Annotated in this window: 10 protein-coding genes; 6 read left to right on the top strand and 4 right to left on the bottom strand. The window is 42.2% G+C overall.

Features of this window, described 5'->3' with window-relative positions; translation table 11 throughout:
- Positions 1-95: 95 nt before the first annotated feature.
- Entirely contained in the window at positions 96-722 is a 627-nt protein-coding gene (locus tag D0463_RS18650) for an NUDIX hydrolase (protein ID WP_117308853.1), read from the top strand.
- Positions 723-785: 63 nt separating this feature from the next.
- Here the strand turns inward: D0463_RS18650 and D0463_RS18645 are convergent, their stop codons facing one another.
- Positions 786-1,286 (bottom strand): YtxH domain-containing protein, encoded by a 501-nt coding sequence (locus D0463_RS18645; protein ID WP_216824916.1) that lies wholly within the window; start codon positions 1,284-1,286, stop codon positions 786-788.
- Positions 1,287-1,450: 164 nt separating this feature from the next.
- Here D0463_RS18645 and D0463_RS18640 point away from each other — a divergent pair, with 164 nt between their 5' ends.
- The 3 genes from D0463_RS18640 to D0463_RS18630 all read left to right on the top strand — a co-directional run bounded on the left by D0463_RS18640 (position 1,451) and on the right by D0463_RS18630 (position 6,058).
- Positions 1,451-1,918 carry a MarR family winged helix-turn-helix transcriptional regulator gene (locus tag D0463_RS18640; protein ID WP_117308852.1) on the top strand — a complete coding sequence of 156 codons (468 nt, stop codon included), beginning with the start codon at positions 1,451-1,453 and terminating at the stop codon, positions 1,916-1,918.
- Positions 1,915-5,022 carry an MMPL family transporter gene (locus tag D0463_RS18635; RefSeq protein WP_117308851.1) on the top strand — a complete coding sequence of 1,036 codons (3,108 nt, stop codon included), beginning with the start codon at positions 1,915-1,917 and terminating at the stop codon, positions 5,020-5,022. Before D0463_RS18640 ends, D0463_RS18635 begins: the two co-directional genes overlap by 4 nt.
- 268 nt (positions 5,023-5,290) lie before the next feature.
- Positions 5,291-6,058, top strand: coding sequence for a GNAT family N-acetyltransferase (locus tag D0463_RS18630; RefSeq protein WP_117308850.1), 768 nt, complete (start codon positions 5,291-5,293; stop codon positions 6,056-6,058).
- Between the two features lie 73 nt (positions 6,059-6,131).
- On the opposite strand, the gene D0463_RS18625 is transcribed toward D0463_RS18630, so the two are convergent.
- The gene (locus D0463_RS18625) at positions 6,132-7,871 is read right to left on the bottom strand and encodes an AAA family ATPase (RefSeq protein ID WP_117308849.1); all 1,740 of its coding nucleotides are present in this window, start codon (positions 7,869-7,871) and stop codon (positions 6,132-6,134) included.
- 231 nt (positions 7,872-8,102) lie between these two features.
- Between D0463_RS18625 and def the strand changes: the two genes are divergently transcribed.
- Complete coding sequence (def, locus tag D0463_RS18620; protein ID WP_117308848.1) at positions 8,103-8,681, top strand: peptide deformylase; 579 nt, start codon at positions 8,103-8,105, stop codon at positions 8,679-8,681.
- 52 nt (positions 8,682-8,733) lie between these two features.
- On the opposite strand, the gene D0463_RS18615 is transcribed toward def, so the two are convergent.
- Together D0463_RS18615 and D0463_RS18610 are read right to left on the bottom strand one after the other, a co-directional pair.
- Complete coding sequence (locus D0463_RS18615; protein ID WP_117308847.1) at positions 8,734-9,420, bottom strand: SGNH/GDSL hydrolase family protein; 687 nt, start codon at positions 9,418-9,420, stop codon at positions 8,734-8,736.
- Between the two features lie 22 nt (positions 9,421-9,442).
- On the bottom strand, positions 9,443-9,874 hold the full coding sequence (locus tag D0463_RS18610; protein WP_117308846.1) for a DUF4395 domain-containing protein: 432 nt from the start codon (positions 9,872-9,874) through the stop codon (positions 9,443-9,445).
- A gap of 729 nt (positions 9,875-10,603) precedes the next feature.
- Between D0463_RS18610 and D0463_RS18605 the strand changes: the two genes are divergently transcribed.
- The gene (locus D0463_RS18605) at positions 10,604-11,887 is read left to right on the top strand and encodes a hemolysin family protein (RefSeq protein ID WP_483295754.1); all 1,284 of its coding nucleotides are present in this window, start codon (positions 10,604-10,606) and stop codon (positions 11,885-11,887) included.
- Positions 11,888-12,022 lie beyond the last annotated feature (135 nt).

Here is a 12,022-nt window from a genome sequence, read left to right as displayed (position 1 = left end):
CTTGCCAGCCCGTTTTTCCGCAGGAGTCTCGCAGATTCCCTTCCCAAAAACAACATTATTGTTTAACAGAGCCTTAAAAAAAAAGGAGAGCGAGAATGGAAAACGAATTAATCAATATATTTGATGAACAAAGGAATAAGGCAGGGATAGCAACCCGCGCGGAAGTACATAAACGGGGACATTGGCATGAAACGTTTCATTGCTGGGTCATTAGTAGGCAAAATGGTATAGATTATATCGACCTTCAAATTCGCAGCCATCTCAAAAAGGATTTTCCTAATCTCTTAGACATTACAGCCGCCGGTCATCTATTAGCACATGAAACGGTTCATGAGGGGATCAGGGAAGTTAATGAAGAACTCGGGATCCGCGTCTCTTTTAACGAGTTGTTGTCATTAGGGGTCATCAAGGACCGTATACTAACAGGGGATTTCATTGATAACGAATTTTGCCATGTTTATTTGTATACAAGTAAATATCAGTTGGCTGACTATCGGCTGCAACAAGAAGAAGTGTCCGGGATAGTAAGAGCTAAGTTTGATGAATTTTTTGAACTATGGAATTGTGCAAGGGATGAGTTGGAAGCGGAAGGGTTTGAACTGAATTCTGCCGGAGAGAAAGTCTCGCTAACTATGCGCTTAGGCAAAAGTAAATTTGTGCCCCATGAGAAGTCATATTACCAGGCTATTGTAACCTTGATTCGTAATCAAATAGGCAAATAAAAAAAGATAGACGAAGCAGAAGCTGCTTCCATCTATCTTTTCAACCATTAAGGGTGAGGACTATTAATTTAATGAAGATGGTGAATTGACGCTTACCGAGCTGATTTTTGAAGAAGAATTTCCACCATTGGAAGTCGTTGGAGAAGAATCTGTAAGCTTGGAGCCTGCTTCCACTACTTTAGAGCTGATTTCTTTTAGTTCTCCAGTTGCTTCCTTTGCTGTGTTTAAAGCATCTGTGGAAATGCCTTTTACTTCATTCACTTTTCCAAACACATCATCGTTCACGATTTGATAAAGGTTTTGTGCTTCACTGATTGCTTCTTTTAACGTGTCCGATGCATTCTTGAAACGTTGAACCATTTGTTCCTTCATTTCGCCTGGATTTTCCTTTACCTGAGAAAACATATCCACTGAGGAATCCTTGAGATCCACCGCCGTCGTTTTTACTTTATTTCTTGTCGAAGAATCCAACAACGTCAGCGCGCCTCCTATGATTCCGCCTAAAATGATTCCTTTTAGAAGCTTGCTGTTATTTTCAGTGTTTTCCATCATTTGAGTTTCCATCGATAATTCCTCCTCATTGTTATTGTTTCTTTTTAGGGTTTTCCCGGTTTCGCTGCCTTTTAAACAAATATGTCAAACAAAATAATTGACAGCTTTCCATTTCCTTTATATAGTTTAATAAGTTAATAGTTAAACAATTGAACTAGTTTTTTTGAGGTGATCATATGGCGACTGACAAAGTCCAAGAATTAATTGACCGTTATTTATGGGTGTCTTTTCATGTATGGAAAATGGGTGAATCGCTCATTAAGGAACAAATCAGTGATGATTTAACAAATGATCAACACTATACGCTTCGATTTATCAGGCAAAAGGAGAAATGTACATCAACCGATTTGGCTGATGCCTTTAATGTCAACAAAAGTGCAATTACGGCAATCATGACGAGGCTGACTGACAAAGGGTTGATTCAAAGAACCCGTGATAAAAATGATCGTAGATTTGTATATTTAACACTCACGAAAAAGGGAAATGAATTGTTTATCCAAACGGAACAAAAGATCCAGAAACTTGTGGAATCCTTCATTACGAAATTTGACAATGAAGAGATTGCATCCTTCATAGGGACATATGAAAAGCTTTCTAACATATTGATAGACATGAACAGAGAAGTGCAGGTGGAAAAAGCATGAGGGGAATCATAAAAGGTAAATGGTTTATTATGTCCGCTTGGGTAATTGCTGTCGCGGTATTGCTGTTCTCTGCTCCCAACATGTCCGATTTGGTTAGGGAAAAGGGCTCGCTTGACGTGCCGGCTGAATATTCCTCCGCGATGGCGGGAGAGCTACTAAAAGAGATTCAGGATGAAGATGAATCGTCAGTGGCTTTAGTTTTTCATGAAAAAAATAAGCTTTCTCATGCTGATGAAGCGGAAATTGAGCGAGCGGTTAATCGGCTGGAAGATCATAAAAAAGAGCTTGGGGTAACGGAAATCACGACGCACTTCAAGGAAGAATCACTGAAGGACCAGCTTGTGTCAAAGGATGAAACAACAATCCTTGTTTCGATGATGATACAAAGAGGCGACCGTGAACCGAAAGAAGTGATCGATGCTTTATATAAAGAGCTTGATGATGTAAAGGTTGAGCATTATTATACAAGTGGCTGGATGATTGACGAGGATTTAATCGTAAATTCCCAGGAGGGCTTGAAAAAGACGGAAGGTATCACCGTTATTTTCATTCTGGTAGTATTGCTGCTTGTCTTCCGTTCCGTGGTAACGCCGCTCATTCCTTTGCTTACGGTTGGAATCAGTTATCTCGCTTCCCAATCGATCGTTGCGTTCTTAGTGGATAAATGGGACTTTCCGATTTCATCCTATACACAAATTTTCCTAGTCGCGATATTGTTCGGTATTGGAACGGATTACTGTATCCTTTTATTCAGCCGTTTTAAAGAAGAGCTATCGACGCAGGAAAGCATTCCAGAAGCGATCATACAGACTTACCGCACAGCCGGTAAAACGGTATTTTTCAGCGGGCTAGCGGTATTGATCGGATTTGCGGCAATCGGGTTATCCACTTTTAAGTTGTATCAGTCAGCCGTTGCGGTAGCGGTTGGGATTGTCGTTTTGATGCTTGCATTAGCAACGATTGTACCATTTTTTATGGCCGTGCTGGGCAAGAAGATGTTCTGGCCCTCCAAGGGGAATCTTGAACATAAGGAAAGCAGATTCTGGGGAGCTGCCGGGAAATTTGCCCTTGCTCGTCCATTACTAGCCCTATTGCTGGTTGCGGCCCTAATGGTTCCGTTCCTTGCGACATATGACGGGGAGCTGTCCTATAACTCCCTTGATGAAACAGGTGACGATGTCCCGTCCGTCAAAGCGTTTAACCTTATTGCTGACGCTTTTGGCCCGGGTCAGGCGATGCCTGCGCAGATCGTCATCAAGAATGATGAGGCGATGAATACAACAGAATATATCGGGCTTGCTGAGGAAATCAGCAAGGAGATCCAGAAAAATGATGAGGTTGATTTTGTCAGATCTGTAACAAGGCCGATGGGTGAACCAATCGAAGATTTATTTGTCGCAAAACAGGCTGAAGATCTTGGTGAAGGTGTCGGCAAAGGAAACGATGGAATCGAGGAGATTCGCGACGGCCTTGAGACAGCAGGTGGTGAACTGTCTAAATCAGAGCCTCAGTTAAACGAAGCCACAGATGGCATCGGCGGCCTGATTTCGGGAACGGATGAATTAAAAAATGGGGTAGGTCAGGCTACAACGGCGTTATCCCAGATCGAAGATGGAATCCGCGACGGTTCGATGGGTTCCGGTGAAATTAAGAACGGGCTTGAGGAGGTTAAGAAAAACCTTTTAGAGATGTCTGCGGGAAGCAAACAGCTTCTTGCCGGATATCAGGAGGCTGCCGGTGGATTGGCACAGCTTGAGGGTGGATATAAAGATGTCCAAAGCAATGTCAATAATCTTTCCCAAGCGTTTACAGGTGCGGATCAATCATTGGCTCGCCTTGCGGGGAAATATCCTGGCATTTCTGAGGATGCTGATTTCCAGAGGATTTCTGGTGCAGCGGGTGCTGCCCAACAAGGCTTGCCGCAGATGGCCAGTGGATTGGCGGAGTTAAACGGTAATCTCTCCAAAGTCCAAGGTGGATTGGAAACAGCAAACAAAGAATTTGCACCACTTCCCGGTGGACAAAAGGCTTTAGCAGACGGTCTTGACCAAGCGATTCAGGGAGTTGACGAACTGCAGAAGGGCCTTTCCGCCGCGGCGAACGGCCAGGAACAGATTATCGGCAATATGTCCAAATTTGACAGTGGACTTTCCAGCATCAACGATGGACAACAACAGCTGTTAGACGGTTTTTCAGGTCTTGGCGGCCAGATGAATGAATTGACAGATGGTCTTGATAAAAGCGCAGACGGGCTGAATGAAGTTCATGATGGATTGACTTCGGCTCAGGAATATTTATCCGGACTTGCTTCATCAAATGAAGAAACATCAGGCTTGTACATCCCGGCAGAGGTGCTTGAGAGCGAAGACTTCGGCCAGTCCATGGATGCGTATATGTCTGACAATCGCAAAGTCATGACCATGGATGTTGTATTCAAAGGAAACCCTTATTCAAATGATACGATTGCGCAAGTTGATGAAATCAAGGGAATCGTCGCAGATAGCGTCAAAGATACGAAGCTTGAGAATGCGGAAGTAGCGATTGGCGGTGTCACAAGTACCTACAATGATATGGGGAATATTTCAGATGCTGATTACACAAGGACTGTCGTATTGATGCTTTCCGGTATCGCGCTGATCCTGTTCTTTTTGCTTCGCTCACTGATTATGCCACTCTATTTGATTGCATCATTGATTTTAACTTACTATACTTCAAGTGCGATCACGGAAGTCATTTTCGTTAATATTCTTGGCTACGACGGCATTAGCTGGGCTGTTCCGTTCTTTGCTTTTGTTATATTGATAGCTTTGGGAATAGACTATAGCATCTTCCTAATGGATCGGTTTAACGAATACAAGGATAAGCCGGTAAAAGAAGCGATGCTTTTATCGATGCGCAAGATGGGCACGGTCATCATTTCTGCAGCGATCATCTTAGGCGGAACCTTTGCGGCAATGATGCCGGCAGGCGTTCTATCGCTGCTGCAAATTGCCACGCTTGTTTTAATTGGCTTAGTATTATATGCACTGGTGATCCTGCCGTTATTTATCCCCGTTATGGCGAAAGTATTCGGCAAGGCGAATTGGTGGCCGTTTATTAAATAAGGTGGAAAATAGTGACCTCTCGGGGTAGGCTGCGCCTACCCCGAGAGGTTATTTTTTTGGAATCATTTGTGATATGACCGAAATTTGAGATTTATGCTCGAAATCTGAGATATATGACCGGAATTTGAGATATATGCTCAAAATGAGATATGACCGAAATTTGAAATATATCACCGAAACATAGAATTGCAGTATCCCGGCGTCTACTGAACGCATCGTTACATAAATATTGATATAATAGTGTCATAACTCAGTAAGGGGTAATGTTATGGATGTTAGTAACTCTATCCAAAAACAAGCAGGCGCTTCTTTCCGATTGTTAAATGGTACACCGGATTACCTCACGTTTGAAGAAATCAAGAAGGATCCTGAGAATCTGCAAATTGTCAGCCGGAGCATCCGGGATTGGATCAGCTTAGGAAGGACAGCAAGCCTTAAAAGGATGTCGTTTATCATTCATCAGGATTCCAGCTATTATGAAGAAATGAAAAATATCCTGCTTCAGAGGAATTTTGAGTATTTTTCCTCAAAAGTGATGGTATACAGGGATCTGCCTGATTGTAAGGCTGAAGAGTTAAAATACGAATGGCACAATCTTGAAGAGGAATCCGTACTAACCGAAGAGGGGTATAAAGATTTGTGGGGCAATTGCATGTCTGGTTCCGAAAATGCGAGGTCCACACTTTCGATGGAAGAACATTTACGATCAGTCAAACTTGAGCTCGGCCCTTATTGGAGGAAATCATGCTATGCGGTATATGAAAACAACAAGCCACTTGGAATAGCGATTCCCCATATTGAACCAGGAACGTCTGATGAGGGACGTTTATTTTACTTTGGACTGGTTCCTGAAGAAAGAGGAAAGGGAAAAAGTGCAGGGATACATAGAGATAGTCTGGTGTTGCTACATAGATTGGGAGCGGCATTTTATGTAGGAAGTACCGATCAAGCGAACCATGGGATGCAAAAGGTATTCCTGAACAATGACTGTCGGATAACATCCTTAATCGAATCATATTATTATTATTTTAGTTGAGATTTTTCCTATTCTTTCAATCTATAAGCAAAAAGGCCCGAATACATTCGGGCCTTCAAGTAATCCATTTAAGTTAAGCAAGGGCAAAATCGTCAGATTCTATCAGGGATTTAGGATTTACAATCTCTTCTACTTCTGAACCTTCAAGCGTCTCTTTCTTTAAGAGAGCGTCTACCAATGCTTGGTATTGTTCACGGTGTGTATCAATCAATTCTTCTGTTTGCCCAATCGCTTCCTGGAACAATGCTTGCATCTTCAATTCTTTGTCTGTTTTATTGAAAAGCAAAGTGAATCCATCCTGCAGCATACCTGTTTCAACCATTTGCTCTAACAAGTGTTTGGCTTGCTTGACGTCGCCTCCCACTCCAATGCTGTGTTCACCTAAAAACATTCGTTCCGCGACTCCGCCTGCCAGGATCATTTTGACTTGATCCAACAGCTCGCTTGCAGTAGAGAGGTGAAGCTCCTTTTGGATTGGGGCGACATATCCGAGTGCCTCGCCGCGCGGAATGATGGTCGCCTTTCGAACCGATCCCGGCTTTGTCAAAGCGGCTATTAAGGCATGACCACTTTCGTGAATGGCAACTCTACGCTTCGTTTCCTCATCATTAAGTGCACGGGATGTGCTGCCTAAGATGGTCCGGTCAATGGCATGGTCCATATCTTCTTTCTGGATCGTATCCTGACCGTTACGAAGTGCCCGTCTGCTTGCTGTTTCGAAAAGAGAGTTAATATCCGCTCCTGAAAAACCGGAAGTGCTTTCTGCCAGCTCATCTAAAGAGGCATGCACTTCAGCAGCAAGCTGTTTGTTTTTTGTATGAATCGAGATGATTTCCTTTCTTCCTTTCGTATCTGGAAGCGGAACCTGGAATGAGAAATCAATCCGTCCCGGTCGGAGGAAGGCTTCATCCAGCATATCTTTTCTGTTCGTAGCGGCAATGAACAGAATTCCATCATTATCATGTCCGCCATCAAGCTGAACAAGAAGCTCGGTAAGCGTCTTTTCTCCTTCCTCGCCGCCGTTTTGTTTACGTCTCCCGGCAAGGGCGTCCACTTCGTCAATGAAGATGACAGCAGGTTTTTGCTTTCTGGCGGCTTGGAACAGGCTTCGGACCCGGGCAGCGCCGACGCCGACAAACATTTCATTAAAGGCAGAGCCACTAGTAGAGAAAAAGCTTGCATTAAGTTCTTTGGTAATCGCCTGGGCAAGCAATGTTTTCCCCGTACCCGGCGGGCCATATAATAATATCCCTTTCGGTGGCTTGATTCCTATTTTGGCTGAACGGTCAGGCTCTTTTATGATGGAGAGAGTTTGAAGAATTTCCTCCTTCATCTCCCCTTGGAGACCTCCAACATCGTTCAATGTAATCGAAGGGAGCGGCCTGGCTGTAGAAATGCTATGCTTCATTTTGCTTGCACCAATCCCGCCTTTGGCCTTTCTCTGGACAAAGATTGCCGCAGCGACAACTAGGGCTGCAAGACCGCCTAATATCCAGGGACTATATGGGCTGTTCGGTGAATATGAGTATTGGACGTTGTAATTTTCGATCAGTTTGCTTACCATTTGGCTATTGGGCGGAACGTGAGAAACATACTTTCCTTCCTCAGTCGTCAAGTAGATCACACCGTTCCGTTTCTCTTCTATAGTAACAGGCTTGCCACTTTCGGCTTGAATCGTTTTTTCAATGGAAGAGAAGGGAATTGGTGTTTCTTTGACATTTCCCCATACATACCAGGAGACGCCTGCAGATATCACAATGAACGCCGTTAAAATCGGCAGTAGCTTCGACACTAATTTAGAATGGGCTTTCAATTACTCAGCTCCTTAAAGGTAGATACATATAGTATAAAAAATTCTGACTAGTCTTGTACAGGTAAAATGACCTATTTAAACTAGTAATTTATGTAAATGCCAAGCAAACATAATAAAGTGGAGCAATAATCCGCGTGATAGAGTCCAAAGCTTTTTTTTGTCTGTGTTTTGCCCTATAATTGATACAACGTGCTAAAACAAAACGTGTAAAGGCAGTTGAATTTTTTCTTTATGAGTAAATTTACGAGCGATTATATCATCACAATGGAGGATATTGTAAAAGAAGGGGACCCCATTTTGCGTCAGGTAGTAGAGGAAAACGAGCTACCGCCAAGTGAGGAGGACAAAGAAGAACTGGCCAATATGATGCAATTTTTAAAGAATAGCCAGGATCCTGTCCTTGCAAAAAAATACGGCCTGCGGGCGGGAGTGGGGCTGTCCGCCAATCAAATCGGCCTGAATAAACGGATGTTCGTCACTTATTTTAATGACGAAAAAGGCAAGTGTTATGAATATACATTGATTAATCCGAAAATCACTAGTACTTCTCAGACCATGATTTATTTGCCTCAGAGCGAAGGCTGTCTTTCTGTTGACCGCGAAATAAAGGGGTATGTTCCAAGATATGAAAGGATAAAAATGAAGGCGTATGATGTGGACGGGAATGAATTGAACCTGCGCTTCAAAGGGTTCCCGGCAATCGTTATGCAGCACGAGCTCGATCATTTGAACGGAATCCTGTTTTATGACCGGATCAATGGGGATAATCCATTTAAGCTTCCCGAAAATGTTGATATTAGAAGCATATAAAAAGGCAAAGCCAGCGCTTTGCCTTTCAGGCTCGCCAATCGGCGAGTTTTCTTTATTTTTCATTCAAGTACATGCTCAAATCCTTAAAGATTGCCTGGCTCATGTATTGATATCCTTTTGAAGTGAGATGAATGCCGTCATCACTGATCAACTCCCGTAAATCCCCTGACGATTTAATGTAAGTCCGGACATCGATCAGCGCTACGTTCAATTCTTCGGCCAGTTTTTTTAGTTTGCGGTTATACATACCATGCCAATGCTCGATGCCGCCAACGCTGGATACCCAATGACCAATCGACGGACCAAACTTGTCAGCGATATACCCGTAGTATCTGGCAGGATCCAATGGCGGAAGCGTGATCAAGAAAGGCGTTATGTGCTTCTCTTGAAATTCTTTGACCATTGAAGCAACATTTTGCAGATAGCGCTCAAGGGGTACGATCGGTTCATGTGTACCGGTAGGGTGCTCAGCAACCTCGTCCCATTTAAAATTGCAGTCATTACCGCCGACGCTTATTAACACGATATCCGGCTGTTCAGAAATGATGTCTTTGTCAATCCGATCCACGAGCAAATCGGAATTATCATTAAATACACCTTTATTCAATATTTCGATCGATGAAAAAGGTTCTGCCAATTTAGCCAGAGTGTTAGGGTAATTATCTTTTAAAATCCGAAGCCTTCCTTTTACAAAGGAAATTCCCCGGGTCAGACTGTCTCCAAAACAAATGATTTTCATAGTGATTCACCCCAAACGTTGATTATGACTGACGGATCGATCTGCGATAGATATATTGTTTCCACTGGAAGCGAATAAAACAACCGATGCAAAATCCGAGGATCGCTACAAAGGCTGCCGTTGCTACCATGATTGTAAAAGTATAAGCAAGAAAGGTCCAGTCCATTACATAACCGATAAGTCCGAGCGCCAGGCAGATAACGGATATGGCCTGATTAAATTGCTGCTGTTCATATTCTTCGGGAATATATTCAGAAGGCTTCTTTTTTAAGAATAACCTGGCAAAGCGCATGACGGGATTGTAGTGAAAAAACAAACCAGATATTCCAGCAATGAGTGGAATGGCAAGAATCACTTCATGACCGGTAACCCAGGTTAAAACAACGCTTAATACAATAAACCATTGATTCGTTCTGACGAGAGGACGGGGAACCGTACGCATTTCACTTTCCATACAATAATTCCTACCTTTCTAATAGGCTTTATAAGTATCTCTTATTTTATAGTTTGAAAGATACTTTGTGAAGAGAAATGCTTGTGAAAAAATCAGCAAAAAAATGTTTCTTATTTTATTTATAATAATTATAAATAAATATTGATTATAATTTTAAAAAGCGTATAATAAATGTATAAAGAAAAGACATGAACTCATATAAATCATAAACTACTAATCTAAAAACTATATAAAATGGTTTGGAGGAAATGACATGCAAACAAAGATATGTGATACATGCGGTAAACCTTTGAAGAAATTAAAACATTCGATTCTCTGTGATTGCGGTCCAAAGATTGTAAGTGACCGACATAACGGGAAATCGAAGAAATAATCCATGCGACAAAACTTTTAGAGGCTTTGCTTATATATGACCCTTCTTTTTCGCATTCATTCTAAATACTTCCATGCAGGGACACCGATTTTCCGTTTTTTTCGGAAGGTCGGTTTTTTTATAAATATATCAAGAATTTCCCATAGGTTCAGCCTCTAGCCAAAAAATTCGTGCGTGTGGACAGCATTCGGTATAATATTAAACAGAGAACTGAAAAAAGATGCTTTTGTATCGTAAGAATAATTAATTTCCGCATTGTAGGAGGTGCCTGGGAAGGACCTCAAGGCGAATCAACGTTGAGCGAGTTTGATTCATAGGTCTTCCCTAATACATTGGACATAGCAATAAAACTAGGAATGGTAGTCATTTTGATCGCTTTGACAGCTTTTTTCGTAGCTTCAGAGTTTGCGATTGTAAAGGTAAGAAGTTCCCGAATTAATCAATTAGTAGAAGAAGGCCATAGAAGTGCACTTGCGGCAAAGAAAGTCACGACTCATTTAGATGAGTACCTGTCTGCTTGTCAATTGGGCATTACAGTGACCGCTTTAGGACTTGGTTGGCTTGGTGAACCGACAGTAGAGCAATTATTCCGTCCCCTTTTTGAAAGAATGGAGTTAAATGATTCTGCTGCTCATCTTTTATCTTTCTTCATTGCGTTTATCTTTATGACTTACATTCATGTTGTTGTCGGGGAACTGGCACCAAAGACGGCGGCCATTCAAAAAGCCGAACAAATTACATTGTTGTTCGCTAAACCGTTAATCTTGTTTTACCGTATTTTGTTTCCTTTTATTTGGGTATTAAATGGTTCAGCAAGAGTTTTAACCGGTCTATTTGGTTTGAAACCGGCTTCCGAAAAAGAAGTAGCACATTCCGAGGAAGAGCTTCGGATGATTTTGTCGGATAGCTACGAAAGCGGTGAAATCAACCAGTCTGAATTCAAGTATGTAAATAAGATCTTTGAATTCGATGAAAGAATCGCTAAGGAAATCATGGTTCCGCGGACGGCCATGATAACGATTGAAAAGGATATACCTCTTCCAGAGATCATTGATATCATTCAGAAAGAAAAATTTACCCGCTACCCAGTTACGGATGGCGATAAAGATAATGTGATCGGTATGGTAAATATTAAAACTCTTTATACAGCTACCATTACCGAAAAGAACGCAGCTACCTTGAAAGTAGAGGATTTTATGACACCGATTATTCGGGTGCTTGAGAAGAGCCCAATCCATGATTTGCTCTTGAAGATGCAAAAAGAGGGGACGCATATGGCTATCTTGTCAGATGAGTACGGTGGGACAGCAGGTCTTGTGACGGTTGAAGATATCTTGGAGGAAATTGTCGGAGAAATCCGTGACGAATTTGACCAGGATGAACGACCACTTATTCAAAAACTAAAAGAAAACCATTATATATTTGACGCAAAGACGCTCATCCATGAAGTAAGCGATACACTTGGAATTGAAATGCCTGAACAGGATATTGATACATTGGGAGGCTGGATCCTCACTGAAAAGTCTGATGTCCAAATGGATGATGTCTTAGAGTTTGGCGGATATCTATTTAAAGTGAAGGAATTGGATGGCCATCATATTCTTTATGTAGAAGTGGAAAGCATGGGGTCAGAGATATAAAAAGCCTGCCAAGGTTATGTAAACCCTTGGCAGGCTCAGACTGTAGACAAACTGGATGAAATCGAGTTTGCCTGCGGTTATTTTTTTATTTGGCCTGTTAATGGGGTCTGTTGATTTCCGTTCCAGGCGCTTCGC

This window comes from Bacillus sp. V59.32b, assembly GCF_003429085.1.
In the GTDB taxonomy this organism is placed as follows: domain Bacteria; phylum Bacillota; class Bacilli; order Bacillales; family DSM-1321; genus Peribacillus.
This window is presented reverse-complemented; position numbering and strand designations above follow the sequence as displayed.